Below are 25,963 nucleotides of genomic sequence, written 5' to 3'. Positions count from 1 at the left end.
AACCTGCGCGGACCGAGCGGTGTATGAGAAGTGACACCGCAGTGCAGACAGGCAGTGCGGGTACGTCGGATGGGGGAATCATGCGACTGCTGCAACGACTTGCCGCCGTTGTCGGGGCGGTACTCACGACGACCGTGCTGTGCGCATCGCAGGCCGTGGCGGGCGGGCCGACCAGTGTGCTGGTGGTCTCGCCCGAGAGCGGCCGGACGAGTTCGCTCTACTACACCGCCTCCCCATACCGGGAGTTGGAGAAGAACCTCGGGCCCTTGCGCTCGGGAGGAGTGGCAGAACGGCCGTCGGAGCTCGCCCCCGAGACCCTGGAAGAGGGCGGCGCATGGCGCCAGGTCACGGTGACCTGGCTGAGCCACGACGTGTCCGTGTGGCGGGTCAACCATGTGTTTCTGCCGAAGTCGGACGGACCGATATGGGTCAGCACGGTGACGGAGGACCCGTCCGCCGACGGGGAACGCTGGCACGAGGCCGAAGACCCGGCGCAGTTACGCGCACTGCTGAAGAAACTCGGCGTACTGGACGGCCCGTCGGCGGCGCGGGTGAGCGGGAGCGGCTCTCAGGAATCCGAAGAGGCAGCTGCGCCGCCCGAGGCCGCTTCCACGGGGCCCGGGGACAGCACCGGCTGGTGGTGGTCGATACCGGGGCTGGCAGCCGGGGTTCTGATCGGCTTCGGCGGGACCGTGCTGGTGCGGCGCGGCGACGCGGCCCGGCGGGGCACAGACCCACCGGGACCACGACGTCAACTCATCGACATGTGAAGGAGGTTGGGCAGAGGCGTCGGCTCGGGGTCAGTCCGTCGGGAGGCCCGGTGCGGGGAAGGCGGCCATGAGGTCGGCGACCTCGGCGCGGATGCCGGCCAGTGCGTCCTCGTCGCCCGTGCGGGCGGCGGTGACCCCTCGGTCGATCCAGTCGGCGACGGCCGGCATGTGCTCCGTGCCGAGACCGCGCGAGGTGAGGGAGGGGGTGCCGATGCGGATGCCGGAGGGGTCGAAGGGCTTCCGCGGGTCGTACGGGACGGTGTTGTAGTTGACGACGATCCCGGCCCGGTCGAGGGCCTTGGCCGCCACCTTGCCCGGCACGTCCTTGTTGGTGAGGTCCATCAGGATCAGGTGGTTGTCCGTGCCGCCGGAGACCAGGTCGAAGCCCCGGGCGAGCAGAGCCTCGGCAAGCGCCTTGGCGTTGGCCACGACCGCGTGCGCGTAGTCACGGAAGGAGGGCTGGGCCGCCTCGTGGAGGGCGACGGCGATGGCCGCTGTGGTCTGGTTGTGCGGGCCGCCCTGGAGGCCGGGGAACACCGCCTTGTCGATGGCCTTCGCGTGTTCCTCGCGGGACATCAGCATCGCGCCGCGCGGACCGCGCAGCGTCTTGTGGGTGGTCGTGGAGATCACGTCGGCGTGCGGGACCGGGGAGGGGTGAGCGCCGCCGACGATCAGGCCCGCGATGTGGGCGACGTCGGCGACGAGCACGGCACCGGACTCGCGGGCGATCTCCGCGAAGGCGGCGAAGTCGATGGTGCGGGGAAGGGCGGTACCGCCGCAGAAGATCAGCTTCGGGCGCTCCTTGAGGGCGAGGTCGCGCACCTCATCGAAGTCGATGCGGCCATTCGTTTCAGGATTCGCAGTCTGGCGTACGCCGTACTGGACGCCGCGGAACCACTTGCCGGTGACCGAGACGCCCCAGCCGTGGGTGAGGTGGCCGCCCATCGGGAGGGCCATGCCCATCACGGTGTCGCCGGGCTCGGCGAAGGCGAGGTAGACGGCGAGGTTGGCCGGGGAGCCCGAGTAGGGCTGGACGTTGGCGTGGTCGACGCCGAACAGGGCCTTGGCGCGGGCGGTGGCGAGGCGTTCGACCTGGTCGATGTTCTGTTGGCCCTCGTAGTAGCGGCGGCCTGCGTAGCCCTCGCTGTACTTGTTCTGCAGGACGGTGCCGGAGGCTTCGAGTACGGCCTGCGAGACGTAGTTCTCGCTGGGGATCAGGCGCAGGGTGTCGGCCTGCAGCTGTTCCTCGGCGCCGACCAGGGCGGCCAGTTCGGGGTCGGTCGCAGACAGGGCGGGGTGGCTGAGCGGGAGCGTCATGGCGTCCTCCGGGGGCGAGCGGTCAGTGTCCGGTCGGGATCCCGGGGTGCCCAGGCGGGCGGCACCTCGTGCGGTTCTCGCGCACGGCTTCCCCGCGGTTCGTTCCGCGTACGCCAGTCGCCGTGCGTACACACCCTAGCGGGCGCGCCGCCGCGGAAGGTTTCCTTGTCCGCCATGCGAGCGACGATAGAAAGGGGCACCATCCCCTGCCCCTCACCGGATGGATTCTCTCGACGATCGGAGACCCCGTGCCGACCACTAACGCTGCCATTGCCTCCGCGGAGGCGCACTGTGCGCACACCTATCACCCGCTGCCCGTCGTCGTGGCGTCGGCGGACGGCGCCTGGATGACCGATGTCGAGGGGCGCCGCTACCTCGACATGCTCGCCGGGTACTCGGCGCTCAACTTCGGGCACGGCAACCGCCGGCTGATCGACGCGGCCAAGGCGCAGCTGGAGAGAGTGACGCTGACCTCCAGGGCTTTCCACCACGACCGGTTCGCCGACTTCTGTACGCAGCTCGCCGAGTTGTGCGGCATGGACATGGTGCTGCCGATGAACACCGGGGCCGAGGCGGTGGAGACCGCCGTGAAGACGGCCCGCAAGTGGGGTTACAAGGTGAAGGGAGTGCGCGACGGCCGGGCAAAGATCGTCGTGGCGGGCAACAACTTCCACGGCCGTACGACGACCGTCATCAGTTTCTCCACGGACCACGAGGCGCGGGCGGACTTCGGTCCGTACACCCCCGGCTTCGAGATCGTCCCGTACGGAGACCTGACGGCGCTCGACGCAGCGGTGACACCGAACACCGTGGCCGTGCTCCTTGAGCCGATCCAGGGCGAGGCGGGGGTGCTGGTGCCCCCGGCCGGATATCTCCCGGCGGTACGGGAGTTGACCCGTGAGCGGAACGTGCTCTTCATCGCGGACGAGATCCAGTCGGGGCTCGGCCGTACGGGCAAGACCTTCGCCTGCGAGCACGAGGGCGTCGTGCCCGACATGTATGTGCTGGGCAAGGCGCTGGGCGGCGGTGTCGTGCCGGTGTCGGCCGTCGTGTCGTCGGCCGAGGTGCTGGGCGTGTACCGGCCGGGTGAGCACGGTTCGACGTTCGGCGGAAACCCGCTGGCGTGCGCGGTGGCGCTGGAGGTCATCGCGATGCTGCGCACCGGTGAGTTCCAGCAGCGCGCCACCGAGCTGGGCGACCACCTCCATCACCAGCTGGGTCTGCTGGTGGGCGGCGGCGCGGTCACCGCGGTGCGCGGCCGCGGGCTGTGGGCGGGCATCGACATCGATCCGTCGCACGGCACCGGCCGGCAGATCTCCGAGAAGCTGATGGACCGGGGTGTGCTGGTCAAGGACACCCACGGTTCGACGATCCGGATCGCCCCGCCGCTGGTGATCAGCAAGGAGGATCTGGACTGGGGCCTCCAGCAGCTCGGCGAGGTGCTGGCGGGCACCTCCTAGAGGCGGCCGGTACGGCCGGGAAGCCGGTACGGCCGGGAAGCCGGTACGGCCGGGAAGCCGGTACGGCCGGGAAGCCGGTACGGCCGGGAAGCCGGTACGGCTGGGAAACCGCCCGCGCCGTGCGTTCGCTGTGGTGTCACAGCGAACGCACGGGGCGCGGTCGCGTCTGCGCCGGGCTCAGTTCACCTGGGTCGCACAGACCGTGGTGACCATGGTCTCGAAGAGAACCTCGCCGTTCTGCCGGAGAGTGACACGGACGCGGGACCGGCCGAGACCGTCGGCGCCCATGCGCTCGGTCTCGATCCAGCAGGGCGCGTCGAACTCGGCGTACCGGGTGAAGGCCGTCTTCATCGCCACCGGGACGACCGGTACCGAACCGCTGGTGAGCTGCACCGCTTGACGGGCGGCCTCAAGCAGCAGCATGCCGGGCGCGTGGTCGACCGGGTGGTCGAAGAGCACCGGGTGTGTGACGTCGGTGCGAAGCCGCCAGCGGCCCTCGGCCCCGCCGGGGGCGAGAACGACGTCGCCGCGCCGGTCCCGGCCGACCAGATGCGGGGCCACCGGCTGCGGCATCGGGATCATGCCGCCGAGCGCGGTCTCCAGGTCGGCGTAGCCACCGCGCAGCCGCCGGTACACGGCGGGGGCATGGCTGGTGAAGCGGGCGGTCGCGCTGGCGAGGAACTTGCCCTCACGCAGTACGAGGAACTCCATTCGCATACCGACCAGTCGTCCCGATCTTCGGGCGACGTTGTGGCAGCTGACGCGCAGCTCCAGCTCGGCGGGCACGGCCGCGGTGCGCAGCGCCTCCGGCTTGAGCGTGTAGTGCAGGTCCTGCCATATCAACCGGTGCCCGAACGGCACGCCGTATGCGACGTGCGACAGCAGCGGGATGGTCTGACGGATGGTCTCGGCCAGCAGCAGCGGGTCGTGCAGGCCGTAGGACGGACCGTAGAACGCGTGCGCGCGCGGCCATTGGGCAGTCACCGAGAAGCGGTCTTCACCGGTGTCCTTCCAGCCTGTCAGGAATACTTCGGCGGCCGCGGCGCGGTGCACGAACTCCTTCGGAACCATGGTGGTCAGCTTCTCGTTCCCGAACCCCCCGAAGCCGTGCTGAAAACCAGACCGCGCAACGTGCTCGAAACCGGTGTGGGCGATGGTGGCATGTGTGCTGGACAAGCGAGTTCCCTCCCCTTGGAACAGGCAAAAATCACCTGGCGCCGCAGTCTCTGCCGGCGAGGTGCACACTGATAAGATACTGGCTGGATGGTTTTTTTCTACCCCTGTTCGAGAGGTATCCATGGCGAAGCCCAAACAAGAGCGAGCGATCAAGACGCGCGAGACGCTCATCAACGCCGCCGCCGCCGTGTTCGAGGAGCACGGCTTCACGACCGCGAGCATCAACGACATCCTGGCCAAAGCGGGCGTCACTCGTGGAGCCCTGTACTTCCACTTCCCCTCCAAGGAAGAACTGGCGCAGGGCGTCATGTCGGCGCAGGGCGACTCCCTCGAACTCCCCCAGGGGGAACCGGGGCTCCAGACACTCATCGACACGACCCTGTACCTCGCGCGCGAACTGCAGACGAACGTCCTGCTGCGCGCGGGTGTGCGGCTCTCGATCGAGCAGTCCTCCTTCGGCGTGCAGGACACCACGCCGTACGAGCTGTGGGTGAAGGCCTTCCGCGAGCACCTGGACGCGGCCAAGGCGCGGGGGGAGCTGCTGCCGCACGCCGACCCCCGGGAGCTCTCCGAGCTGCTCGTCGCCGCGTACAGCGGTGTGCAGCTGTTCTCCCAGCTCTACACGAACAGGGCCGACCTGCCCCAGCGCATCGCCGTGCTGTGGCGCGCACTGCTGCCCGGCATCGCCGTCTCGGGCATGCTGCCGCACCTGAAGGCAGAGGGCAGCGCCGCGACTTAGGGACGGAAACGGCAGCAGAAACGCTTGCAGGAACAGGGAGAGGAAGAACCGGAGGCCGATCGGGGGTCAGCCGGCGGACGGGCCGGACGCCCTGCCCGACGCGTCCAGTGCCGCGCCGACGCCGGTCTCCACCAGCGCGGGAAGGACGAGGCCCCAGATGCGCGCAAGCCATTCGAACGCCCCGTCCGACCGGTCGCGGGCCGTGTCCGTATTGGCGTCCGCGCGGGTGTCCGTGTCCGTATCTGTGGACAGGGCCGGGTCCAGTCCGGTGTCCAGCACGTCCCTGCGGGCGAAGAACTCGGTCCCGCAGATCATGGAGACCACCAGAGCGGTGACCGCGTCGCGGCAGACGCCGGGCCGCAGCGCGCGCTCGGCCTCGGCGCGCAGCAGCAGTGCCTGTACGCAGCGGAGCCAGACCGCGTAACAGTCCAGGGCCGCATCGGCGCTCCCGCGCTCGCGCGAGAGCAGCACGCCGGCCCGTACCACCATGTCGTCCCGCACCAGGCGGGCCAGCGCATGGGTCACATCGATGAGCACCTGAAGCGCCGGTGCGCCGGGCCGGTCGAGCCCGGCGAGCACTTCGGCGGATCCCTCGCACGCCCGCGCCTGAACAGCCCTGGCCAGCTCGTCCTTGGTGGAGAAGTGGAAGTAGAGGGCTCCCTTGGTCACCCCGGCCGCGGCACTGATGCGGGCCATCGTCGCCCGCTCGTACCCGATGGCGTCGAACACCTCGGCCGCCGCGACGACCAGCCGGTTCCGGGTCCGCCTGGCCCTTTCCTGCTCCGCCATGCCACACCCCGATCGACCGTTCGTCGCCTGTAGTTCACCGAAGCAAAAAACCTACCAGATGGTTTTGAACTGCCGTACTCCAGCGAGGGGTTCCGGCCAGTTGTGAGGGATGCTCACAGAGGCTGCCCCGCCCGCACCCGACGGGCGTTGGCGAGCGTGGCAAGCGGCTTGAGCACCGCCGGATCGAACCGGGCGGGCGCCGCGCGGCCCTCAAGACGGCGCGGCAGATCGGGGTTGGCGAGAGCGCCCGTACCGACCGAGAGCAGATCGGCGTGCCCCTCCTCCAGGACCCGCGCTGCCTGGTCGGGGTCGTGCATGCCGCCGTTGGCCATCACCGGCAGCCCGGTGGACTCACGGGCGACGGCGGCGACGGTCCGGCCGTCGTCAAGGCGCTCGGCGGTGAACCAGTCCCGGCCGCTGCCGGCGATGTGCAGATAGTCCGCTCCCGCCGCCGAGGCCGCCGTGAAGATCGTCTCGGCCTCGCAGGTGCCGCCCGCCCAGCGGTGGGCGTGGTCGTTGACCTTCGCCTGGGAGAAACGGACGCCGACCGTGAAGCCGTGGCCCGTCGCGGACCGCACGGCGGCGACGGTCTCGCGCATCAGCCTGACGCGTTGCCCGATCGGGCCGCCGTAGCAGTCGGTGCGGAGGTTGGTGCAGTCGGTGAGGAACTGGTCGAGCAGATAGCCGTTGGCCGCGTGCACCTCGACCCCGTCGAAGCCCGCCTCCCGTGCCCGCGCGGCGGAGTCCGCGAAGCCGCGGACGGCCTCGGTGATCTCCTCCTGGGTCATGGGCACGGGCACCGGCCACGGCCCCCCGCCGCCGTAGTTGGCCAGCTGCTCGCCGCGCGGCCGCACGGCGGACGGCGCGGCGGTGCCCGGCCGGAACCGGTTGCCCTGGGCCAGCGCACCGGCATGCATGAGCTGGAGCACGATCCGGGAACCGGCCGCGTGGACCCGGTCGGTGACGCGCTGCCAGGCGGCGGTGTGCGTGGTCGACACGATGCCGGGCTGGTTGGCGTAGCCCTGGCTGTACGCGCTGTCCGTGTACGTGCCTTCGGTGATGACCAGGCCGAAGCCGCCGTGGGCGAAGTCGGTGTAGTACGCCGCCATCTCGGCGGTCGCCAGTCCCTGTGCGGTGGCCGAGACGCGGGTCATCGGCGCGACCGCGAGGCGGTTGTCCAGGCGCAGTCCGGCGAAGTCGACCGGCGCGAGGGCGGGGTGGAGCCGTTGGGGGGAGGTGGTCATGCGGAGGTCTCGATCCAGGTCGGAACGGATGATGCGGCGCTGCGCGGGGCAGAGGGCGTGGGCTGGACAGGGAGCGTGGGCGGGACAGGGTGCGTGGGCGGGACAGGGTGCGTGGGCTGGACAGGATGCATGGCCGGGGCCTGGTCGAGAAACGCCCGGTACCAGGGGGCGTACGAGCGCATACGGGCCTGGAACCCGGGCCCCGGCAGGCACCCGGCGAGCTGCCACACGGAACAGCTGCGGTACCAGTGATCGGTGGCCAGCAGGGAGAGCTGACGCTCGGTCACCCAGCCGGGCACGGCTGCCAGACGCCCGCGGTACTCCTCGTACGTCAGGTCCTCCTGCGGCAGCGGCAGCCCGACGCCCAGGCAGAGCTCGATCAGCAGGTCCCGGAGGGAGACCGGCTCGGGGTGGTTCGCGTGGTGCACCGTGCCGGGCGGCAGCACCGGGTCGTACGACATGGCCGCCGTGGTGAGCAGCCGGGCCAGGTCGTCGACGGCGATCACGGACAGCAGCGCACGGCCGCCGTCGCACCAGGCGGGCACCCGGCCGAGGAGTTCAGCGACGGCCGGTACGACCCATTCGTCGCCGGTGCCGTAGACGAGTCCCGGCCGCAGGACCACGCCTCCCGCGGCGAGCACGGCCTGCTCGGCGAGCAGCCTGCTGCGGCTGGTGGGCGACACCGGTGCGGGCTCGACGTCGTGTTCGCCGATGCTCCGGTGCGGGCCGCCGCCGTAGACCGCGGTGGTGGAGACGGTCAGGATGCGGCGGGTGCCGGCCCGGGCCGCCTCGGCGAGAAGGGCCTGGGTGCCGTGGTCGTTGACGGCGGTGCAGAGCCGTTCGTCGGGGCCTATGTAGCAGGCGAGATGGATCAGTACGTCGATGCCGTCGCAGACCCCGCGCAGGGAGGCGGGGTCCGTTACGTCGCCCTGTACGTACTCGATGCCGGGGTCGATGACGGGGCGGCTGATCCGCGGTCTCGGGACGTTTCTGACCAGGGCCCGTACCTGCCCGCCGGTCCCGCCGTGCCGCGCGGCGAGATCGCGCAGTACGGCGGAGCCGATGAAGCCGGTCGCCCCGGTCACCAGGATGCGGGGGCCGTTGGCCGCCTCCGCGGTTCGGGCGGCCTCGGTGGTGGTCGTCACTGGTACTCCGCTCACGCCGAACGCACCGGCTGAAGCTGCAGCGTGCCGAACGCGGCGAGTTCGCCGTCCTGTTCGACGGCCACATGGACCGGGACGCCACCGCCGTGCGAGGAGCCGATGACCTCGGCGGTGACCAGCGCTGGGCGGTCGAAGCGTACGTACCGGGTGAATTCGCTGGCGAAGTCGAGCGAGAGGACCGTGCCGCATCCGGCGGCGATCTGGGCGGCCTGGCGCATGGCCTCCATGAGGGCCATGCCCGGGACGGAGTCGGCGGCCGGGTCGCAGAGCACGGGGTGCGCGCGGTCGACCCGCAGCTGCCAGGCGCCGGCGGTCCCGGTGGGGGCGAGGAGTACGTCGGCCGGGTCGGTCCGGCCGACGAGCGGCGGGGAGACCGGGGCGGGCAGTTCGGGGGCCGGGGCGGTGGCGGGCTCATTGACGCCGCACAGCCGCTCGTACTCCTGGGGCGAGACACAGGTGAAGGTGGTCTCGCCGCGGCCGATGAGGGCGGTGCCGCGGTAGAGGTCGGCCGTCGCGCGCATGCTGGACAGTTCGGCGCCGGACCGCTTGACGTCGCGGCACACGATCCTGACGGTGAGTCCGGTGGGCGCGGGGCCGACGCGCAGGCCGACCGGGGAGAGCGTGTATTTCAGGTTCCACATCAGGAAGCGGTGGCCCTGCGGGACGGCGAAGCCGGTGTGCGCGACCGCGAGGGCGGACTGCCGGATGATCTCGGCGGCCAGCAGCGGATTGTGCCAGCGCTCCAGCACGGGCCCGAAGAGGCCGTGCTCGCGCGGCCATCGGGCGGAGAGTTCGTACGTGCGGTCGTCCTCGGCCTGGCAATGGGTGATGAGTTCCCCGGCCGGCGCGTCGTGCTGCGCGGTGACGACCGGCGGCTCAAGCAGTACAGCCATGTTCGCGAATCCTCTCGGTGACGGTTCGACTCGTAAAACATACCTGCCCACCGGTTTTTTTTCCACCGCGATCCGAAGAAAAACGCACAGAAAAAAGCCGACCCCGACAGTCCGTCGTGGGCCGGCCTCTGCGGACGCATCCGCCGTCCGCTACTCCCGGCGCAGCACCGCCACCAGAGCCGCCGTACGGGAATCGACCGCGGCAGTGTCCAGCACCGTCTCGAAGTCGTCGTCGAAGGTGGCCGCGGCCTCCCGCACCACCCGCTGCCCCTGTTCGGTGATCCGCGCGTACGTCGCCCTGCGGTCCGCCTCGCAGATTTCCCTGCGGGCCAGCTCACCGGCCTCCAGGCGGCCCATGAGCCGGCTCACCGTGGAGGGGTTGACCCCCACGGCTTCAGCGAGGTCGTTCATGCGCAGGCTGTCGTCGCCCGCGTCCGCGAGCTTGGACAGCGCCATGTATTCGAGCGGGGTGACGCCGTGCCTTCTCAGCATTCGCTTTTCGAGCGTGCCGCTCGCCTGACCGACGAGGATGGTCAGCTGCCGGTAAAGGTCCAGGCCGGCAAGGGTTGCCGTGCCGTTCGCCGCCTCGGCCATCGCGGCCACCTCCTGCCCTGGGCGCCGATCGGCGCCCGCTCAGGCAAGTGTAATGCTTACGCAAGCATTTATGCAGTGGGACTGCGGAGAACAAGACGGAGAACAAGACGGAGATCGAAGCGGACATCAAAGGCGGGATCAAAGGCGGCGATCAAAGACCGTACCGCTCACGGTAAAAGGCGAACCGGCCGGCGAGAGCGCCCCTCGAAATCCCGAATTCCGCCGGCCTGAAAGGAACGCTCCGATTCGCTGCCCGCATGGTCCGGGCCGCCAGCTCCGCCACATTGCCCTCCACCACCGGCACCTGCTCCACCCCCATGAATGCCAGGACCCGGCGAACCTCACTCGTCGGCGCCCCCACCAGATCCGCGTGCCGCACATCGAGAATGCGCCCGCCCGGCAGGTTGCGGCGGGCGACCTCCGAGGCCACCAGCTGGCGCTCGATACGGCCGGTCCACTCGCGCCCCGTCTCGCGCGGGTCACCGCCGTCACTGCCCGCGCCGCGCAGCGCGTGGCTGATCCCGGCGGTGGCGGTCACCGTACGCACCGGGTCGTGGTGCACGACGATCACGCGCGCGCTCGGATATACGTCGAACAGGTCCCCCAAGCGCCCCGCATGGAACGGGTCGCGCAGCAGTGGCGCCGGGCCGGGAATCCGGTGGCAGATCGCCTGGAGCTGCTCACGGTGGAAGTGGTACGCCTCCGTCATGGAGCCAGCCGCCAGCCCGTCCGCGTATCCCGGCACCCGCCAGCGCAGTGCGAACGCCACGCTCTGGAAGGCGTTGCCGAGCAGCCAGGAGCAGCCGCCGGGACGGGTCGCCGTGCGCAGCAGCCCGGCGGGCCGGCCGTGCAGCGACTGGCTGCCGGATTCCGCCGCGGCCCGCCCGCGCCCGATCAGGGCACGGAACTCGCGCGGCCCAGCAGCCCGGGCGACCGGCTCCGCCAGTTCCCACAGCGTCGGGGCGTCCACCGCCGGGTGCTCGGCCAGCAGATTGTGCAGCAGCCCCGCCCCGCTGCCCGGCAGCCCGGTGATGAAGACCGGCGCCGGTTCGATGTGCGCGATCGCCGGTACGGCGCTGCGCAGCATGCGCAGCTGCACCGGCCGGGTGAGCGCCGTACGCAGCCCCTCCACGACGGCGGCCGCTCCCCCGGTGGTCAGCCGGGCCTGAGAGTTGAGCGACTCGACGAGGCGTTCCAGCTCGGGCAGGAAACGCACCGAGCAGCCGCCGGGGGCACGTACCGCGTCCGCCAGCAGCGCCTCCAGATCGATGGCCGCGTGGGCGGAAGGCCCGGCGGGCCGGACGGCAGCCGGGAGCGCATCCGGGACCGGCCCTCCCCGGACTTGCCCTGAACCTTGCCCCACAGCCCCCCGGCCGCTCGGGGCAAGCACTCCCGTACGGCCGCCGGAACGCCCGTGTCCGTGTCCGTGTATTGCGTACGCCCCGGAGTCCCGCGCCTGACGGTCATCGCTGTACATGGCCATCCCCCACCCCGCTCGTCACCAAAGACTTGGTGGGCAGTCACTGAGTCCGCAGACCGCGCAACGCACGGGCCCACCCCTCGTGACTACCCACCTGGAGACTATACCGGACGTCCGGTTTCTTTCCACTAAAGTTGTCAGAACTTCAATCGAACGGCCGCGAGAGCCGCTCCTACTTCCTTCTCGAAGGTGCCGGTGGCTTCGTCCACCGCCGCAAGACCCGCCTCCGTAATGAGGGCATAGGTAGCGCGCCGGTCGTGGTTTCCGATGCGCCGCCGCACCAGACCCGAATCCTCCAGCCGGTTCAGCAGCCGGCTCACCGTCGACTGCGTCAGCCCCACCGCATCGGACAACTCCTGCACGCGCAGCAGCTGTCCCTCCGTCTCCTTCAGCGCCGACAGCGCGAAGAAGCCGGAGAGGCAGATGCCGTGGTGGCGCAGCATCGCCTTGTCGACGGCGTGACCGACCCGGCCGGTCAGCACGATCAGGTCACGCCAGTGGGCGGCCTCGCTCAGCATCCGTCGATTCCGCAGGTGGCACCCCAGTCGGCGGGTGCCCCTCCGGCCTCGGCGGCCGCGCTCTCGGCCGCGGCTTTCTCCGCCTGCGCGGTCTCTGCCTTCGCGGCCTCGATCGCCTTACGGAGTTGCGCGGGGTGCGGGACTCCCTCGATGCGGTGGGTGCCGCCCACGATGATCGTGGGCACGCTCTGGATCAGATTCTTCTCCGCCATCTTCAGCGCGTCCTGGTGCGCCTGCCGGTAGGTGCCGCCCTCCAGCGCCTGCCGGAATTCGGCGGCCGGGAGGCCCAGTTCGGTGGCGATGTCGGTCAGTACATCGATCTCGCCGATGTTCCGGCCCTCCTGGAAGAATGCCCGCAGCATCCGCGGCGTGTACTCCGTGCCCTTCCCGTGCTCCTTCGCGAACTGGTAGCCCTCGAAAGCGGTCCCGGTGTACGGCTGCGGAGAAACGTCCGGCAGCTTGATGTCCACCTTCATGCGGTGCGCCATCGGGTAGACCGCCCGCTTCCAGACGGTCTGGAGGTACTCCCCCTCGGGGTGCAGCGTCGGCACCGGGTGCGGGCGGAGTTCGAACGGCATCCACTCGATCTCGACGTCCTCGCCCTCCACCGCCTTGAGCAGCGGTTCCTCGGCCAGCAGGCAGAACGGGCAGACGTAGTCGGACCAGACCTTGATGTTCACCGTCATGCGGTCGGCTCCTTCGTGCTCAGTACGGTGCGGTGGTGGGATTCGGTTCGGTTCAGTGGTGCAGACGTACGCCGCGCCACTCGTCGAAGGGCCGCTCCGAACCCTCCACGGGAAGCGCGGTGACCTTCAGGGGCCACTGGGTGGGGTCGGTGGCGAAGATGCGGTAGGAGTCGGCGTAGTCGAAGCCGGCCCGCGCGGCCATGTGCCGGTCCGCCGCGTACACGATGTGCTGTACGCCGAAGTGGAGCGCCGCCATGTAGCACAGCGCGCACGGCTCCCCCGAGGCGATCAGGGTGGACCCGGCCACGGCCCGCAGACCGTGCTGCTTCGCCGCCGCGCGCAGGGCCACGATCTCCGCGTGGGCGGTCGCGTCGCGGTCCTCGCTCACGGTGTTGACGCCGGTGCCGAGCAGGTCGCCCTTGCGTCCGACGACGAGGCCGGTGAAGGGGATGCCGCCACGGGCCACGTGCTCGGAGGAGAGTCGGACGGCCTGGTTCACGTACTCGACGAGCTGCGGGTCGGCGTCGGCGGCCGCTGTGGAGGCGGAGGAGGGAGTGGTCATCGGGTCGGCTCCTTGCCGGTCGTGGGGTGGTGGGTGAGGACCACGGAGGTGAGGACCTCCGTGGCAGTGAAGGCGTAGCGGCCCCGCACCCTGAGGCCGTTCAACGGGCCCGGGGCGAGGACCAGGGCGAAGAAGCGGCCCGAGGTCAGCCGGGCGGCCGGGACGGTGACGGTCACGTCCTGGAAACCGAGCGGCACTCCGGTCAGTGGGTGGAGTGCCTTGTAGAGCGCTTCCTTGGCCGAGAAGACGAGGGTCGCCCGCTCCTCGGCCGGGTAAGGATCGCGCTCGCACCAGTCCAGTTCCTCCGGCCGGCAGACCGCCCGGGCCATCACCCCCGTCACGGTGGTCCGCTGGGCGGCGTCGAAGCCGATCCCGGCCACCAGCGCGGCCGGGGCGACCGCTGCGGCGCAATATCGGCCACTGTGCGAGATGGATCCGACGGCCCCTGCCGGCCAGCGGACTCCGCCGCCAGGGGCGGGGAGAAGCAGCTCCGGCCGCAGCCCGATCCTGGCGAGCCCGGCCCGGGCACTGTGCCTGCCCGCCCGGAACTCCCCTATCCGCCGCGGTACAGCGCCCGCCAAGTGCTGCTCCTCGGCGGCAGGGAGGGGCTGCTCCCACATGTCCGCCGCCGCCTCGGTGAAGACCACCCCTCGCGGAAAGAGCGACCGCCCCGTACGGGCTGCTGTCAGCCCACGGCGTGGAGGCGGCGCTCCGCCTGTTCTTCCGCCGTGCGGTAGTTCAGGAAGCCGTTCAGGGCCTCGGCCCTGCGCAGGGATCCTTTGTGCAGCACCATGCCGTAGACGCACGTGTCGTCCTCCCGCCAGCAGATCAGCGGCTCGGTGTAACGGTCGCCGTCCTGGGTCATGAACTGCGCGACGAAACCGTCAGCCGGCAAGAGGGCCATCAGTGCTCCCGAAGAGTCGCCCGTACGAGGTGATTTCTCTGGCCACGTCCGCGGCGCCGGCCAGATGGAGCGCGTGCCAGAAGAGCACCTGGTTGGCCGTCAGGACGGAGAAGCCGAGCTCCTCCTCCAGGCCCTTGATGACACCGACCGCGCGGATCCCGTTGCCCGCGACGAGTACGGCGTCCGGCTTGTACGACGCCACCTCGGTGCGTATCCAGGCGGAGAGCGCCTCGGGGGTGATCTCCTTCTGGTTGCTCGGCAGTCCGCACGGCCCGTGGTGCACGACGTGCAGCCCCTGGTCGGTGAAGTACGTGGCGCCCAGCCCGGACAGCTCGTCGTCGAACCACGGCGGGTTGACCAGCGCCAGGCGCTCCGCGCCCAGTGCGCGCATCGCGGCGACGGCCGCCGTGGTGGTGCCGGTGATCGGGATGCCGCGGGTGCGCTCGGCCAGCCGCTCGTACAGCGCCTTCTCACCGGCCACCCCGACGACGTACGACGAGCTGGTGAAGCCCATGGCGATCGAGTCGATGGGCGAGGCGGCCAGCAGTTCGGTGGCGATGTCCACGTGCGGCGGCTCGATGAACGCGTACACGGGCGAATGCGGGATCTTCGGGTCCATCTCGCCGCCGGGGCGCATCGCCCCGAAGTGCAGGCGCGAGCCGTGGATGAAGACGTCCTCGGGGGCCATCGCCTGGAGCTCGGACTCGGGGCCGACGTCCGCGTGCGGGACGACGACGCCGACCCGGGCACGGGCCCGCCAGCCGTCAGTGGGGGTGGTGACGTTGCTCATCGGTTCTCCAGGAGGAAGTAGGGGCTCAGGACGCCTCGGCGGCCAGCGAGCCGCCCGCCACCGTGCCGTCGCCGTGCACGAACTTCGGGTGCTTGGACCGCATGTTCGTCATGACGTAGTCGTAGGGCAGGTCGTCGAACTCGCCGTGCATGCGCAGGAACTGCATGGCCTGCGAGGAGTCGCCCTCGTCCCCGTCGAACGGGTGGTAGAGGCTGTCGCCGGTGCCGTCGAACTCCAGCGGGGTCATCCCGTACAGCCGGCACAGGAGTTTGTTGAAGACCGGGGTGGCCTTCATCCAGCGGCCGTCGAGGAAGACCGAGGTCAGGCCGTGGAAGAAGACGTCTCCGCCGATGTGCTGCTTGAGGCGGTCGGAGGCCAGGTGGTTGCGTACGTCGCCGTAGACGAGGCGGCTGGGTATGCCCACCGCGCGGACGGCGGCCGCGTACAGGATCGACTTGTGCAGACAGAAGCCCTGCCCGCCAATGGCTATGGAGCTGGCCCGCAGTCCCTCGCGGGACAGGTCGGCGTCGTACACCTCGTAGAAGACGTTGTCGCGGACCGCGTAGTACAGCTCTACGGCCTTCTGGGCGGCCGGGGCGTCGCGGTCGGTGACCCAGCGGTCCACGAACTCCTGGATCTCCGGGGTGTCGTGGTCGAGGAAGTAGGTGGGCCGCAGCAGGTACTCGAAGGTGTCGGGGCTCTGCTCGGTGACGATGGTCATGGCACGTCCCTCCGGGGACTCTCGTACGGGTGCGGGAAGCAATGCGGTGGTGCGTCGTGCAAGGGCGCCGAGGGTCAGAGGCCGAGCATTGACGCGATGCGGTTGCGCTGGATCTCGGACGTACCGGAGTAGATGGTTCCGGCGAGCGCGTTGCGCACGTCCTTCTCGATGCCGTGCTCGGTGAGGTAGCCGTAGCCGCCGAATATCTGGAGGGCGGTGAGGGCCGTGGCCTTGTTCGCCTCGCTCACCGTGATCTTGGTGGCGGCGACATCGATCGTGCTGTCCTTGTTGGCGACGACCTTTTCGGCCGTGTCGTAGAGCCACTTGCGGGCGGTCTCGACCGCGATCTTCATGTCGGCGATCTTGTGCGAGACGCCCTGGAACTTGCCGATGGGCTGACCGAACTGCTCGCGGCTCCTGGCATACGCGACGACGCGCTCCAGCCGGTGCTGCATCTCGCCGAGGTTGATGGAGAAGGAGAAGAGGATCTCCCGCTTCATCACGTAGTCCAGGATGAGGAATCCGGCACCTTCGGAGCCGAGCATGTTCGAGGCAGGCACCCGCAGGTTGTCGAAGAACACCTCGGCGAGCGGCGAGCTGTGCAGGCCCATCTTCTTGATGTTCGGCCCGACGCTCAGGCCGGGGGTGTCGCGCTCCACGAGGAAGACGCTGATCCCCAGCGGACTGCCGGGCTCGCCGGTACGTACGTACAGCAGAAAGACGTCGGCGATCGTGGCGTTGGAAATGAACATCTTGGAGCCGTTGATGACGTAGTCGTCGCCGTCCTTGACCGCGACCGACCGGATGTTCGTCGCATCCGAACCGTGGTCCGGCTCGGTGATCGCATGTGCGCCGATCAGGCTGCCGTCCAGGATCCGCGGCAGATAGCGATCCTTGAGCGCCTTGGAGCCGAAGCGCTGGAGCGGGATGCCGGTGGAGACGATCTGGGTGGAGGCGGAAAAGTTGAGCCCGGCGTCACGCGAGTGGTAGCCGAGCCCCTCCAGTGCGTACATCGTGGTCGGCAGCGACTGGCCGCGGCCGCCCCACTCCTCGCGGAAGGGCACGGCCAGCAGGCCGGAGCGCTGGACCGTCTTCCACTTGTCGTACGGGAACTCCTCCTTCTCGTCCCACTCGATGTGCCCCTCGTTCAGCTCGTCCGCCAAGGGGGCCATCAGGTCCCGGAACTCCTGCTGCTCAGCCGTCCACGTGATCATTTCGGTCCTTAGGAGATGAGGGGTCGAAGAGGTTCAAAAGGGGGAGCGCCGGCCCGCCCGCCGTCGAGCGGGCCGACGCAGTTCGGGGGAAGGGGTGAAGCGGTGAAGGGGGTGAAACGGTGTGGACAAGAACCGGCTCAGTAGCGTGAGTAGCCGTCCGCGCTGAGCGAGTGGACCTCGTCGCCGCGCAGGGCGGGGGCGAAGGCGCACACGAGGCGGAAGTCCTCGTTCTCCGAGGCGATCAGCAGATGCGCGTCGTGCTCGTCGAGGGCGTACATCATTCCCTCCGATATCTCGATGCGCTCGCCCGAGACCGTCTCCACCGCACCGCTGCCGGAGATGCAGTAACAGGCCTCCAGGTGCTGCTGGTACTGGAGCTTGGAGACGGTGCCCTTGAAGACGACGGTGTCCGTGAGGGAGTACCCCATACCGTCGGCCTCGGTCAGGAAGCGCCGGCTCAGGCCGTTGCCCCACTCCACGTGCTTGACGTCTGTCAGACCGCGAATGATCATTTCTGTTCTCTCCTCAACGGATCTCTGTCGATGGGTGATTCGGAAAAAGCGGGGTGCGGGACGGCTCAGAGAGCCGCGGCGGGGGCCTTCGCCTCGGTGACGAAGCGGTCGATGGCCTCGACGGAGCGGAAGTTCTCGGCGGCGATCGGGATGTCGTCCAGGGGAAGCTCGAAGGTCTCCGAGACCCAGGAGATGACCCGTATCAGGCCCAGGCTGTCGATCACGCCGTTGTCCACCAGGTCGTAGTCCGCGGCCAGTTCGGAGGCGTCGACGTCCGGCAGGAACTGGCTGGTGACGAACTCGGTTATCCGGTCAGTCGTGGTGCTGGTGCTTCTGCTGCTCATGCTGCGTTCCTCTCGATCTGGTTCTTCTTGATGAGATTGCGGTCGGGCTTCCCGGTCGGCGTGCGCGGCAGCGGTACGTCGCCGACGACGATCGATCCGGGGATGGCCGGGCGCGGGAGCGCCGCGGCACAGTGGGTGCGCAGCGACAGGCCACCGAGCTTGGAACCCTCCCGGCGCTGCACCAGGGCGTGCAGTTTCACGCCGGCCAGCTCGTCGGGGAGGGCGACCACGGCCGCCTCCCGGACGTCCGGGTGCTGGAGGATGACCTGCTCGACCTCCTGCATGTTGGTCCGCACGCCGCGGACCTTCACGTGGAAGTCGTTACGGCCCTCCAGGACGTACGTACCGTCCTGGCGGCGGGCGACCATGTCGCCGGTGCGGTAATAGGCGCCGAGGTGGGCGCCGTCCGGGTGCGGCACGAAGACGCCCTCATTGCGGGCGGTTTCGAGGTACCCGGAAGTCTGGAACGGCGTGGCGACCAGCAGTTCGCCGGTGCCCTCGCCGGGGATGATCCGTCCGTCCTCGTCGAGCAGCAGGGCGTCGACACCGGGGAGCGGGCGGCCGATCGGGATCTCCTCGTCGGGGGAGAGCCGTGCGACGTCGACCGTGTGGATCAGACTGTCGTTGGTCTCCGTGCAGCCGAAGAGGTTGTGGAAGCGGGCGGCGGGGAAGAGCGCCGCGAGCCGGGTCAGCAGGGCGTACGGCATCGCGTCGCCGGTGAAGACGACATGCCGCGCCTGCTTGAAGACCAGACCGCCAACCTGCGCAGCCTCGGCCGCCTCCGCCAGCAGGCGGAAGAACATCGGTACGGCCTGGACGAGTTCGGGCCCCTCCTGCTCGAAGAGGCCGAGCAGATACGCCGGATCGGTGGCCCGGTCCTGGTCGACGAGGACGACCTTGCCGCCGGCCGCGAGCGTGGACCAGATGTCCAGCAGCGACAGGTCGAAGTTCAGGGGGGCGTAACTGAGGACCGCGCTGCCCGCCGCCACGGCGAACTGTCCGGCGCCCCAGTCGAGGAAGTTGTCCACGGCCGTACCGAGCAGCGGGACGATCTTCGGGGTGCCGGTCGAGCCCGAGGTGGTGAGGAACAGCGATGCCTGGGCGGCCGGCGGCAGTACGAAACCTTCGGCGCCCGGGGGCCCTGTCACCTCCCGTGCTTCGACCGTGGCACGGCCGCCGCCGTCGGCGTCGTACGAAACCGTCAGGATGTGGGAGCAGGAGGCCTGCCGCCCGAGGGTCTGCAAGACGTCCTCGCCCAGCTCCGGCGAGGGCAGCAGGATCTGCCGCTGCTCCATCAGAAGGGCGATGACCAGGGCGATCGCGCCGGGTGACTTCTTGGCGGAGACGGCGAGCGGCCGCCCGGCCCGGAGGCCGAGGTCCGCCAGCTGCGTACGCAGGTCCTGGGCCGTACCCAGCAGGTCCCGGTAGCTGACACGCTCCTCGCGGAAGACGAGGGCGGTCCCGTGCGGTCGCAGTGCCGCCTGGTCGGTGAGGTGGTCCAGGAATCCCTGGGAAGGCATGGTCTCCTCGCAATCGCTTTCGCAGAGGGGGTGGGAACCCCGGCCGCCGGGCGGGGGATCGGTACTGGCGGCCGGGGTTCCGTCTTGGGTGTCGGCGCCGCGGTGCGGGCACGGGGCGCCGGAGTGGCGGGAGCGTGGTGGGGGCGCAGTGGGGCGCGCGGTGACGCTCCCGGCCGGGAGGCTCTGCTCGCGGAGGAGCACCAGCCGGAGCACCGGCCGGGGCCGGCCGTTTCAGATGCCCGACGCCAGCTTGAGGCCGATGATGCCGCCGACGATCGACACGAAGCACAGGACCTTCTCCTTGGTGATCTTCTCCTTGAAGATCACCGAGCCGAGGAGGACGGTGCCGACCGAGCCGATGCCGGTCCAGATCGCGTAGCCGACGCCGACGTCCAGCGTCCTGAGCGAGAGACTCAGGGTGAAGATGCCGCCGGCGGCGGCCAGCAAAGTGAAGACCGAGGGCCACAGGCGGGTGAAGCCCTTGGTGGCGTTGGTGCCGAGGGCGAAGGCGACCTCGAAGACGGAGGCGATGAGCAGCCAGATCCAGGCCATGACGTGGTTCTCCTTGGTGATGTGGGTTCTTGGGGGGTGCGGCGCGGCGGGCCTTCAGGCCACGGGGAGCGGTACTGCTGCGGGGCGTTCTGCCGCAGGCTGTTCTGTCGCAGGCTGTTCTGCTGCGAGCTGTTCTGCTGCGAGCTGTTCTGCCGCGAGTACCTCGTCGACGACCTTGGTGAGGAACGCACGTTGGGGCATGCCCTCGACCTTGGTGCGGCCCTCCCCGACGAAGATGGTGGGGACGGTCTTGATCCCGAGGTCCTCGTGTGCGTGGCGCTGGATCCGCTGGTGTGTCTCGTAGTAGCGGCCGGTCTGCAGGGCGGTGCGGTACTGCTCTGCGTCCAGGCCCAGTCCGGCGGCCAGTTCGGTGAGGACCTCGACATCGCCGATGTCGCGCTCCTCCAGGAAGAAGGCCGTCAGGAGTCGTTCGTTGTACTCGGTTCCCTTGCCGTGCTCCAGCGCGAACTGGTAGCCCTCGAAGGCAAGCCGGCTGTACGGCTGCGGTGACACGTCCGGCAGGACGATCGGCGATTCCATGCGGGCCGCCATCGGATAGACCACGCTCTTCCAGATGGTCTGGAGGTAGTCGCCCTCGACCAGCAGGGTCGGCGTCGGTTCCGGCCGCAGCTCGTACGGATGCCAGGTGATCTCCACGTCCTTGCCCTCGGTCGCCTGATCCAGGACCTTCTTGGCGAGAAGGCAGAACGGGCAGACGTAGTCGGACCAGATCTCGATCTTCAGAGGCATGTCGGTCACCCGTCGGTCGTCGTGGCGGGCCGCGTCAGCGGACCGGCTCGGGGACCGTCGCCGTCGCTGCGGGGATTGTCGCTTCGGCATCGGCGGAGCTGCGGTCGACCAGCTTGAGGCCGATGATTCCGCCGAGGATGGCGACGAAGCAGACGACCTTGCCGAGATTCAGCGACTCGTCGAAGATCACGGTGCCGAGGAGGACGGTGCCGACGGAGCCGATGCCGGTCCAGATCGCGTAGCCGACGCCGACGTCCAGCGTCTTCAGCGCGAGGCTGAGGAAGAAGATGCCGAAGCCGGCGGCTACGGCGGTGAGCAGGGACGGTCCGAGCTTGGTGAAGCCTTCGGTGGCGTTGGTGCCGAGGGCGAAGATCACCTCGAAGACCGAGGCGATGAGCAAGTAGATCCAGGCCATGTCGAGCTCCTCCATATTCATTGCTTGCGCAAGCGTTGCTTGTGCACGCAATATTGCCTCGCGAAGGAGAGTGCGTCAACCCGGAAGAGTGAAGACGTCAGAAAGAGGGGGAATCACCGTGCAGAACACGGGAGTTGGGGGCGCCGGCCGCGAGCTGGTGCACCCGGCGCGGGAGGAGATACGGCTGGAGAGCGTGCTTCAGGCTCTGGCCGATCCGGCACGGCTGCAGGTCGTCTGCGTGCTCGCGGCGCTCGACGAGGGGGGCCTGGTCAGTTGCTCAGCGGCAGCGGCGGAGCTGGGGGTGAGCAAGTCGACGTCGACGCATCACTTCAGGGTGCTGCGGGTGGCGGGCGTGATACGCCAGCGGTACCGGGGGGCGGCGAAGATGAACACGCTGCGGCGGGCGGATCTGGAGGCGCGGTTTCCTGGGCTGCTGGGGGCGGTTGTGGGGGCGGCGGCGGGTGCGGGACGGAATCCGCCGGGGCGCGGTGCGTAGCGGGACCTGCGGCGGTGCGGGGCGGTGCCCGCACCGCCCCGCGGCCGCCTAGGGCGTGTCCGGCGGATCAGGCCGGCTTCAGGGTGCGGCGCCATCTCAGCGCGGCCCAGGCGTGATCCGCCGGACACGCCCTAAAGAATCACGTGTGGCAAGAAGCGCGCGTACTCGTCCGTCACCAGGCCCGACGACTCCCGGATGCCGAGCCCCGCCGCCTCGTTCTCCACGACCCACGCACCGAGCACCACCCGGTTCCCGTCGAAGTCCGGCAGCGGCGCCAACTCCTGGTAGCAGACCGGGGGTTCGCCGACGACGCGAGCCGGAGGAGCCGAGCCGGGCTCGTGAATCGTGACCCCCGCCCCCTCACGCCCGAGCAGCGGCTTCGCGACGTACCCGGGACCGTCAGCCTCCGCCAGCTCGCGCGGCCCGTCCACGTACGCGGCCAGCAGGTTCGGGTGGCCGGGGTAGAGCTCCCAGAGGATCGCGAGCAGCGCCTTGTTGGAGAGCAGCATCTTCCAGGCCGGCTCGATCCAGCACGTAGTGCCCGTACCGCCACCGTTGTCGAGCGTATTGAGGACGTGCGGCCCGAAGCGGTCGGTCGCCAGCCACTCCCACGGGTAGAGCTTGAAGCAGCTGCGGATGAAGCGCAGTTTGGTGTCGACGAAGCGGCCCGAAAGCCGGTCCCAGCCGATCTGTTCGACCGACAGCGCCTCCGTGGCGAGCCCGGCCTGCTGCGCGGTCTCGCGCAGATACGCCACCGTCATCAGGTCCTCGCCCAGCTCGTCGCCCTCCGAGTGGACGAAGTGCACAGGCCCGGGCGGCAGCAGCGGCGCCTGCCGCTTCCAGGCGTCGACGAGCCGCTCGTGCAGCGAGTTCCACTGGTCGGCGCCGGGAAAGCGCTCCTCCATCCAGAACCACTGCGGGCTGGCCGCCTCCACCAGCGAGGTGGGCGTATCGGCGTTGTACTCCAGCATCTTGGCCGGGCCGGTGCCGTCGTACCGCAGATCGAACCGGCCGTAGATGGAGGGGAGTTCGGCACGCCGGCGCCAGGACGTGGCGATCCGCGAGACCAGCCGGCGGTCGGTGATGCCGAGGTCGGCGAAGCGGTCGTGCTCGACGATGTGCGCGGCCGCGGCCAGGCACATGGCGTGCAGTTCCTCGACGACGTCCTCCATCGCCTCGACCTCGGGCAGCGAGAACTCGTAGTACGCGCTCTCGTCCCAGTACGGGCGCAGAGAGCCGTCGGGATAGCGGGTCAGCGGGTAGATCAGGCCCTGCTCCTCGACGGTCTGCTGCCAGCCGGGGCGCGGTTCGATCGTGTGACGCTTCATCAGTACGTGCCGCCTGCGATCCGTCAGCCGCCGCTGGAGCCCGAAGACCCGAAGCCGCCGGTGTCGACCGCGGACTTGTCGAAGCTGCCGCCCGAGACCTTGCCGTTGCTGACGCTGCCGCCGTAGTAGTACCGGCCGCTGCTGCTGCCACTACTGCTGTCGCCGTCGCACTCGTAGTCCGGCAGCACTTCCTGGGTGATCGCGTCCACGCACCGCTCGTCGGGCTCCGAGCCGCACGCCGTGAGCGTCGCGGCGAGCACCCCCATGCCGCCGAGCAGCACCGTGCCGGACCTCATCTTGCGCCGTGTTACCGCCATGTGCTGGCCCCTACCCCGTCGTTCGAACACACTCTCCAGACCGTCCGACAGACTAGAGGGCCCGCTTCCGCCGCCGGAACCCGGTGCACGATCCCTCCCCATCTAAAGTCGCTTTTGTGATCCTTGGGATGATCTGCGCGCTCTCTTCGGCGGTCTGCATCGGTACGGGCTCCGTGCTCCAGGCCACCGCGGCCCGCGCCGTGCAGCCGGGCACCGGCAGCGGCGTCGACCTCCTTCTGCTGATGCGCGCGCTGCGCCAGTGGCGTTACGTCGCCGGTCTCACCCTCGATTTCTTCGGCTTCGTACTCCAGCTCGTCGCCCTGATTACCGTCCCGATCTACGCCGTCGAGGCGGCCCAGGCCGGCAGCCTCGCCGTTACGGCGGTGATCGCCGCCCGCGTCCTGAAAGTGCCGCTCAGCCGCATCGAGTGGAGTGCGGTGGCCGTCGTCTGCGCGGGCCTGGCGGCGCTCGGCTTCTCCTCGGGCGCGGAGGGCGACATCCACACCCCGTCAGCCCTGCCGTACGCCCTGCTCGGCGTCGCGTGCGGGCTGCTGGTCGCGGGTGCGCTGGCGGGCCGCCTCCGCGACCCGGCCCGCTCCCTGGTCCTCGGCTTCGGCGCGGGCACGGGCTTCGGGGTGGTGTCGGTCTCTGTGCGGCTGATCAACGAAGACCCGGCGCCGTCGGCGGTCTTCGCCAATCCGGCGCTGTACGCACTGCTGCTCGGCGGCGGCACGGCGTTCCTGTTGTTCACCTCGGCGCTTCACCGCGGCTCTGTGACCACGGCGACGGCGGGCATGGTGATCGGCGAGACGATCGGCCCCGCCCTGGTGGGCGTCGTCTGGCTCGGCGACCGTACGCGCGAGGACCTGGCATGGCTGGCGATCAGCGGCTTCGCGGTGGCGGTGGCGGGCGCACTGGCCCTGGCACGGTTCGGGGAGGCCCCGGTCGCCCCCGCCACGGAACAGGCCACCAATCCTTCCGCAAAGGACTGAGATGTGCGGGAACCAGGGAGACTGGTTTATCGTTCATCTTTACGTGAGTGTGGCGCCGCCATCCGCACTCACCCCATGTACGGCCCCGGTCGGTCCCCCCGTCCGGCCGGGGCCTCTTTTTCTGCTCAGAATCTGCTCAGAAGTCGAAGACCGTCGCGTACGTCGCGTACGTCAGCGCGAAGAAGACGCAGCCCGCCGTCACCACCCCGCAGAACCCCACCACGAACACCGCACTCACCGTGGCCCGCGTCGCGCGCTCCGGCGACAGCGCCGTGGCCCGCTCCGGGCGGTCGGCCGGGTAGTGGACGGGGACGATGTCGCCCTCGATGACCGTGCCCGGACCGTCCGTCTCCTCGAAGCGGACGGGGCGGCCGTCTCCGCCGGGGACAGTGAACTCGTACACGTGATGCATCGTCGTGCGGATGCGGTTGTCGTCGCCGCCCCGGCTCGTCGTCGTGTACGTACGGACGCAGCGCCCCTCCGCGGTGAGCCCGCTGCGCCAGGCCGCTTTCAGCCGCAGCAGCGAGACGACGGTCTTGCCCGCCATGAAGAGCGCCAGCGCCGCGATCAGCGCGGGTATGGCATAGAACATGAAGTCCATCGGTGGTCCCCCCGTGTTGCACAGCGTCTTGTACGCCGTCTTGTACGTCGTCGCATGACGAAGGGCCTGTTTACCAGAAACAGGCCCCTCGTCACCCGAGCACCGAAAGCTACTTCTTCGGCATCCAGGCCTTCCACGTCGACTCGTTCGCCTTGACCCACTTCTCGGCCGCGGCCTCGGGCGAGAGCTTCTCGTCCGCGATCATCAGGGCGACCTCGTTCTGCTGCTCGGTCGTCCACTTGAAGTTCTTCAGGAACTCCGCCGCCTTGCCGCCCTTCTTCGCGAAGTCCGCGTTGAAGAACTTCTGGAGCGGCGTGTTCGGGTAGGCGCAGGCGACCTTCTTCGGGTCGTCCGCGCAGCCGTCCTTGTACGCCGGCAGCTTGACCTCGACCATGTCGATCTCGGCGTTCAGCCACTGCGGCGTCCACCAGTACGTCAGGAACGGCTTCTCCGCCTTGGCGTACTTCTTCATGGCCGTGATCTGGCTGGCCTCGGAGCCCGAGTAGTTGGTCTTGAGGTTCAGCTTCAGGTTCTTGATGATCGCGTCGTCGTTGGTGACGTAGTCGGGCGAGCCTTCGAGGATCTCGCCCTTGTCACCGCTCTCCGCGGTCTTGAAGTCCTTGGCGTACTTGTTGAGGTTCTTCCAGTCCGTGACGTCCGGGTGCTTGTCGGCGTAGTACTTCGGCACGTACCAGCCGATGTGCCCGGTGACACCGAGGTCGCCGCCCTTGACGACGGTCTTCTTGGTGTCGACGTACTGCTTCTCCTCCTTGGGGTGGCCCCAGTCCTCCATGATCCCGTCGATGTCGCCCTTCGACAGGGCATCCCACGCGAGGACCTCGCCCATCTGCTGGGTCTTGACGGTGTAGCCGAGCTCCTTCTCCAGGAGGTACGAGGCCACGGCCGTGTTGGCCTGGGCGCCGACCCACGACGGGACGGTCAGCTTCACGACCTTCTTGCCGCCGGCCTCGTCGCTCTTGCCGGTCTCGGCGGCGCCGCACCCGCTGAGGGCGAGCAGGCCGAGGGCGGCGGCGGAAGCGGTCGCTGTGCGGAGTACTCGCGTATTTCGCGTATTCATGCGCATGGTGAGGGTGTCTCTTTTCTTTGGCGGGGAGT

General features: G+C 69.4%; 31 protein-coding genes and 1 riboswitch. Of the genes, 5 read left to right on the top strand and 26 right to left on the bottom strand.

Annotated features, from left to right (window positions below; translation table 11 throughout):
- Positions 1-80 precede the first annotated feature (80 nt).
- The gene (locus PXH83_RS18595) at positions 81-770 is read left to right on the top strand and encodes a hypothetical protein (RefSeq protein ID WP_274561504.1); all 690 of its coding nucleotides are present in this window, start codon (positions 81-83) and stop codon (positions 768-770) included.
- A 30-nt stretch (positions 771-800) separates the two neighbouring features.
- Here the strand turns inward: PXH83_RS18595 and PXH83_RS18590 are convergent, their stop codons facing one another.
- On the bottom strand, positions 801-2,087 hold the full coding sequence (locus tag PXH83_RS18590; protein ID WP_274561503.1) for a serine hydroxymethyltransferase: 1,287 nt from the start codon (positions 2,085-2,087) through the stop codon (positions 801-803).
- Between the two features lie 41 nt (positions 2,088-2,128).
- Positions 2,129-2,218, bottom strand: a riboswitch (ZMP/ZTP riboswitch).
- 117 nt (positions 2,219-2,335) lie between these two features.
- On the opposite strand from PXH83_RS18590, the gene rocD reads away from it, so the two are divergent.
- Positions 2,336-3,547, top strand: a complete 1,212-nt coding sequence (gene rocD / locus PXH83_RS18585) for an ornithine--oxo-acid transaminase (protein ID WP_274561502.1) — start codon at positions 2,336-2,338, stop codon at positions 3,545-3,547.
- 177 nt (positions 3,548-3,724) lie between these two features.
- On the opposite strand, the gene PXH83_RS18580 is transcribed toward rocD, so the two are convergent.
- Entirely contained in the window at positions 3,725-4,723 is a 999-nt protein-coding gene (locus PXH83_RS18580; RefSeq protein ID WP_274561501.1) for a ScbA/BarX family gamma-butyrolactone biosynthesis protein, read from the bottom strand.
- Positions 4,724-4,844: 121 nt separating this feature from the next.
- On the opposite strand from PXH83_RS18580, the gene PXH83_RS18575 reads away from it, so the two are divergent.
- Positions 4,845-5,462, top strand: coding sequence for a ScbR family autoregulator-binding transcription factor (locus tag PXH83_RS18575; protein WP_274561500.1), 618 nt, complete (start codon positions 4,845-4,847; stop codon positions 5,460-5,462).
- A gap of 66 nt (positions 5,463-5,528) precedes the next feature.
- On the opposite strand, the gene PXH83_RS18570 is transcribed toward PXH83_RS18575, so the two are convergent.
- From PXH83_RS18570 to PXH83_RS18475, 20 genes are all read right to left on the bottom strand, one after another.
- Entirely contained in the window at positions 5,529-6,251 is a 723-nt protein-coding gene (locus PXH83_RS18570; protein WP_274561499.1) for a ScbR family autoregulator-binding transcription factor, read from the bottom strand.
- Positions 6,252-6,364: 113 nt separating this feature from the next.
- Entirely contained in the window at positions 6,365-7,495 is a 1,131-nt protein-coding gene (locus PXH83_RS18565) for an NADH:flavin oxidoreductase (protein ID WP_274561498.1), read from the bottom strand.
- Positions 7,492-8,640 carry an NAD-dependent epimerase/dehydratase family protein gene (locus tag PXH83_RS18560; RefSeq protein WP_274561497.1) on the bottom strand — a complete coding sequence of 383 codons (1,149 nt, stop codon included), beginning with the start codon at positions 8,638-8,640 and terminating at the stop codon, positions 7,492-7,494. Before PXH83_RS18560 ends, PXH83_RS18565 begins: the two co-directional genes overlap by 4 nt.
- An 11-nt stretch (positions 8,641-8,651) precedes the next feature.
- On the bottom strand, positions 8,652-9,551 hold the full coding sequence (locus tag PXH83_RS18555; RefSeq protein WP_274561496.1) for a ScbA/BarX family gamma-butyrolactone biosynthesis protein: 900 nt from the start codon (positions 9,549-9,551) through the stop codon (positions 8,652-8,654).
- 150 nt (positions 9,552-9,701) lie between these two features.
- Positions 9,702-10,145, bottom strand: coding sequence for a MarR family winged helix-turn-helix transcriptional regulator (locus PXH83_RS18550; RefSeq protein ID WP_274561495.1), 444 nt, complete (start codon positions 10,143-10,145; stop codon positions 9,702-9,704).
- Positions 10,146-10,296: 151 nt separating this feature from the next.
- Positions 10,297-11,508, bottom strand: a complete 1,212-nt coding sequence (locus PXH83_RS18545) for a sulfotransferase family protein (RefSeq protein ID WP_274561494.1) — start codon at positions 11,506-11,508, stop codon at positions 10,297-10,299.
- 254 nt (positions 11,509-11,762) lie between these two features.
- On the bottom strand, positions 11,763-12,143 hold the full coding sequence (locus PXH83_RS18540) for a MarR family winged helix-turn-helix transcriptional regulator (protein WP_274561493.1): 381 nt from the start codon (positions 12,141-12,143) through the stop codon (positions 11,763-11,765).
- Positions 12,137-12,829, bottom strand: coding sequence for a DsbA family oxidoreductase (locus tag PXH83_RS18535; protein WP_274561492.1), 693 nt, complete (start codon positions 12,827-12,829; stop codon positions 12,137-12,139). The genes PXH83_RS18540 and PXH83_RS18535 overlap by 7 nt, the downstream gene beginning before the upstream one ends.
- A gap of 52 nt (positions 12,830-12,881) precedes the next feature.
- Positions 12,882-13,391, bottom strand: coding sequence for a nucleoside deaminase (locus tag PXH83_RS18530; protein WP_274561491.1), 510 nt, complete (start codon positions 13,389-13,391; stop codon positions 12,882-12,884).
- On the bottom strand, positions 13,388-14,011 hold the full coding sequence (locus PXH83_RS18525; protein WP_274561490.1) for a 4'-phosphopantetheinyl transferase family protein: 624 nt from the start codon (positions 14,009-14,011) through the stop codon (positions 13,388-13,390). Before PXH83_RS18525 ends, PXH83_RS18530 begins: the two co-directional genes overlap by 4 nt.
- Before the next feature lie 65 nt (positions 14,012-14,076).
- Positions 14,077-14,295, bottom strand: a complete 219-nt coding sequence (locus tag PXH83_RS18520; RefSeq protein ID WP_274561489.1) for a DUF6253 family protein — start codon at positions 14,293-14,295, stop codon at positions 14,077-14,079.
- Positions 14,276-15,085 carry a maleate cis-trans isomerase family protein gene (locus tag PXH83_RS18515; protein ID WP_274561488.1) on the bottom strand — a complete coding sequence of 270 codons (810 nt, stop codon included), beginning with the start codon at positions 15,083-15,085 and terminating at the stop codon, positions 14,276-14,278. The genes PXH83_RS18520 and PXH83_RS18515 overlap by 20 nt, the downstream gene beginning before the upstream one ends.
- Before the next feature lie 25 nt (positions 15,086-15,110).
- On the bottom strand, positions 15,111-15,806 hold the full coding sequence (locus PXH83_RS18510; RefSeq protein WP_274561487.1) for a transglutaminase-like domain-containing protein: 696 nt from the start codon (positions 15,804-15,806) through the stop codon (positions 15,111-15,113).
- A 74-nt stretch (positions 15,807-15,880) separates the two neighbouring features.
- Complete coding sequence (locus PXH83_RS18505) at positions 15,881-17,020, bottom strand: acyl-CoA dehydrogenase family protein (protein ID WP_274561486.1); 1,140 nt, start codon at positions 17,018-17,020, stop codon at positions 15,881-15,883.
- A gap of 137 nt (positions 17,021-17,157) precedes the next feature.
- Complete coding sequence (locus PXH83_RS18500; protein ID WP_274561485.1) at positions 17,158-17,532, bottom strand: ectoine synthase; 375 nt, start codon at positions 17,530-17,532, stop codon at positions 17,158-17,160.
- A 65-nt stretch (positions 17,533-17,597) separates the two neighbouring features.
- Entirely contained in the window at positions 17,598-17,876 is a 279-nt protein-coding gene (locus PXH83_RS18495; RefSeq protein ID WP_274561484.1) for an acyl carrier protein, read from the bottom strand.
- On the bottom strand, positions 17,873-19,396 hold the full coding sequence (locus PXH83_RS18490) for an AMP-binding protein (RefSeq protein WP_274561483.1): 1,524 nt from the start codon (positions 19,394-19,396) through the stop codon (positions 17,873-17,875). The genes PXH83_RS18495 and PXH83_RS18490 overlap by 4 nt, the downstream gene beginning before the upstream one ends.
- 231 nt (positions 19,397-19,627) lie before the next feature.
- The gene (locus tag PXH83_RS18485; protein WP_274561482.1) at positions 19,628-19,948 is read right to left on the bottom strand and encodes a DMT family transporter; all 321 of its coding nucleotides are present in this window, start codon (positions 19,946-19,948) and stop codon (positions 19,628-19,630) included.
- A gap of 54 nt (positions 19,949-20,002) precedes the next feature.
- Positions 20,003-20,698 carry a DsbA family oxidoreductase gene (locus tag PXH83_RS18480; RefSeq protein ID WP_274562889.1) on the bottom strand — a complete coding sequence of 232 codons (696 nt, stop codon included), beginning with the start codon at positions 20,696-20,698 and terminating at the stop codon, positions 20,003-20,005.
- A 34-nt stretch (positions 20,699-20,732) separates the two neighbouring features.
- Positions 20,733-21,113: a DMT family transporter gene (locus PXH83_RS18475; protein ID WP_274561481.1), complete on the bottom strand. Its 381-nt coding sequence runs from the start codon at positions 21,111-21,113 to the stop codon at positions 20,733-20,735.
- Positions 21,114-21,231: 118 nt separating this feature from the next.
- Here PXH83_RS18475 and PXH83_RS18470 point away from each other — a divergent pair, with 118 nt between their 5' ends.
- The gene (locus PXH83_RS18470) at positions 21,232-21,609 is read left to right on the top strand and encodes an ArsR/SmtB family transcription factor (protein WP_274561480.1); all 378 of its coding nucleotides are present in this window, start codon (positions 21,232-21,234) and stop codon (positions 21,607-21,609) included.
- Positions 21,610-21,740: 131 nt separating this feature from the next.
- Here the strand turns inward: PXH83_RS18470 and PXH83_RS18465 are convergent, their stop codons facing one another.
- Complete coding sequence (locus PXH83_RS18465; protein ID WP_274561479.1) at positions 21,741-22,937, bottom strand: glutathionylspermidine synthase family protein; 1,197 nt, start codon at positions 22,935-22,937, stop codon at positions 21,741-21,743.
- A gap of 23 nt (positions 22,938-22,960) precedes the next feature.
- The gene (locus PXH83_RS18460) at positions 22,961-23,254 is read right to left on the bottom strand and encodes a hypothetical protein (RefSeq protein ID WP_274561478.1); all 294 of its coding nucleotides are present in this window, start codon (positions 23,252-23,254) and stop codon (positions 22,961-22,963) included.
- 128 nt (positions 23,255-23,382) lie between these two features.
- Between PXH83_RS18460 and PXH83_RS18455 the strand changes: the two genes are divergently transcribed.
- Positions 23,383-24,246 (top strand): DMT family transporter, encoded by an 864-nt coding sequence (locus PXH83_RS18455; protein WP_274562888.1) that lies wholly within the window; start codon positions 23,383-23,385, stop codon positions 24,244-24,246.
- A gap of 136 nt (positions 24,247-24,382) precedes the next feature.
- Here the strand turns inward: PXH83_RS18455 and PXH83_RS18450 are convergent, their stop codons facing one another.
- Positions 24,383-24,847 (bottom strand): DUF3592 domain-containing protein, encoded by a 465-nt coding sequence (locus PXH83_RS18450; RefSeq protein WP_274561477.1) that lies wholly within the window; start codon positions 24,845-24,847, stop codon positions 24,383-24,385.
- A gap of 109 nt (positions 24,848-24,956) precedes the next feature.
- The gene (locus PXH83_RS18445; RefSeq protein WP_274561476.1) at positions 24,957-25,925 is read right to left on the bottom strand and encodes an ABC transporter substrate-binding protein; all 969 of its coding nucleotides are present in this window, start codon (positions 25,923-25,925) and stop codon (positions 24,957-24,959) included.
- Positions 25,926-25,963 lie beyond the last annotated feature (38 nt).

Source organism: Streptomyces spiramyceticus (assembly GCF_028807635.1).
Lineage (GTDB): Bacteria > Actinomycetota > Actinomycetes > Streptomycetales > Streptomycetaceae > Streptomyces > Streptomyces spiramyceticus.
Note: the sequence above shows the minus strand (reverse complement) of the source record. Positions and strands in the feature narration are given on the sequence as shown.

Bases quoted from the DNA above. Each gene is read 5' to 3' on its own strand.
- PXH83_RS18595 (WP_274561504.1), top strand. From the start codon at position 81: ATGCGACTGCTGCAACGACTTGCCGCCGTTGTCGGGGCGGTACTCACG.
- PXH83_RS18590 (WP_274561503.1), bottom strand. From the start codon at position 2,087: ATGACGCTCCCGCTCAGCCACCCCGCCCTGTCTGCGACCGACCCCGAA.
- PXH83_RS18575 (WP_274561500.1), top strand. From the start codon at position 4,845: ATGGCGAAGCCCAAACAAGAGCGAGCGATCAAGACGCGCGAGACGCTC.
- PXH83_RS18570 (WP_274561499.1), bottom strand. From the start codon at position 6,251: ATGGCGGAGCAGGAAAGGGCCAGGCGGACCCGGAACCGGCTGGTCGTC.
- PXH83_RS18565 (WP_274561498.1), bottom strand. From the start codon at position 7,495: ATGACCACCTCCCCCCAACGGCTCCACCCCGCCCTCGCGCCGGTCGAC.
- PXH83_RS18555 (WP_274561496.1), bottom strand. From the start codon at position 9,551: ATGGCTGTACTGCTTGAGCCGCCGGTCGTCACCGCGCAGCACGACGCG.
- PXH83_RS18550 (WP_274561495.1), bottom strand. From the start codon at position 10,145: ATGGCCGAGGCGGCGAACGGCACGGCAACCCTTGCCGGCCTGGACCTT.
- PXH83_RS18540 (WP_274561493.1), bottom strand. From the start codon at position 12,143: ATGCTGAGCGAGGCCGCCCACTGGCGTGACCTGATCGTGCTGACCGGC.
- PXH83_RS18535 (WP_274561492.1), bottom strand. From the start codon at position 12,829: ATGACGGTGAACATCAAGGTCTGGTCCGACTACGTCTGCCCGTTCTGC.
- PXH83_RS18530 (WP_274561491.1), bottom strand. From the start codon at position 13,391: ATGACCACTCCCTCCTCCGCCTCCACAGCGGCCGCCGACGCCGACCCG.
- PXH83_RS18525 (WP_274561490.1), bottom strand. From the start codon at position 14,011: ATGTGGGAGCAGCCCCTCCCTGCCGCCGAGGAGCAGCACTTGGCGGGC.
- PXH83_RS18520 (WP_274561489.1), bottom strand. From the start codon at position 14,295: ATGGCCCTCTTGCCGGCTGACGGTTTCGTCGCGCAGTTCATGACCCAG.
- PXH83_RS18515 (WP_274561488.1), bottom strand. From the start codon at position 15,085: ATGAGCAACGTCACCACCCCCACTGACGGCTGGCGGGCCCGTGCCCGG.
- PXH83_RS18510 (WP_274561487.1), bottom strand. From the start codon at position 15,806: ATGACCATCGTCACCGAGCAGAGCCCCGACACCTTCGAGTACCTGCTG.
- PXH83_RS18505 (WP_274561486.1), bottom strand. From the start codon at position 17,020: ATGATCACGTGGACGGCTGAGCAGCAGGAGTTCCGGGACCTGATGGCC.
- PXH83_RS18500 (WP_274561485.1), bottom strand. From the start codon at position 17,532: ATGATCATTCGCGGTCTGACAGACGTCAAGCACGTGGAGTGGGGCAAC.
- PXH83_RS18495 (WP_274561484.1), bottom strand. From the start codon at position 17,876: ATGAGCAGCAGAAGCACCAGCACCACGACTGACCGGATAACCGAGTTC.
- PXH83_RS18490 (WP_274561483.1), bottom strand. From the start codon at position 19,396: ATGCCTTCCCAGGGATTCCTGGACCACCTCACCGACCAGGCGGCACTG.
- PXH83_RS18485 (WP_274561482.1), bottom strand. From the start codon at position 19,948: ATGGCCTGGATCTGGCTGCTCATCGCCTCCGTCTTCGAGGTCGCCTTC.
- PXH83_RS18480 (WP_274562889.1), bottom strand. From the start codon at position 20,698: ATGCCTCTGAAGATCGAGATCTGGTCCGACTACGTCTGCCCGTTCTGC.
- PXH83_RS18475 (WP_274561481.1), bottom strand. From the start codon at position 21,113: ATGGCCTGGATCTACTTGCTCATCGCCTCGGTCTTCGAGGTGATCTTC.
- PXH83_RS18465 (WP_274561479.1), bottom strand. From the start codon at position 22,937: ATGAAGCGTCACACGATCGAACCGCGCCCCGGCTGGCAGCAGACCGTC.
- PXH83_RS18460 (WP_274561478.1), bottom strand. From the start codon at position 23,254: ATGGCGGTAACACGGCGCAAGATGAGGTCCGGCACGGTGCTGCTCGGC.
- PXH83_RS18455 (WP_274562888.1), top strand. From the start codon at position 23,383: ATGATCTGCGCGCTCTCTTCGGCGGTCTGCATCGGTACGGGCTCCGTG.
- PXH83_RS18450 (WP_274561477.1), bottom strand. From the start codon at position 24,847: ATGGACTTCATGTTCTATGCCATACCCGCGCTGATCGCGGCGCTGGCG.
- PXH83_RS18445 (WP_274561476.1), bottom strand. From the start codon at position 25,925: ATGAATACGCGAAATACGCGAGTACTCCGCACAGCGACCGCTTCCGCC.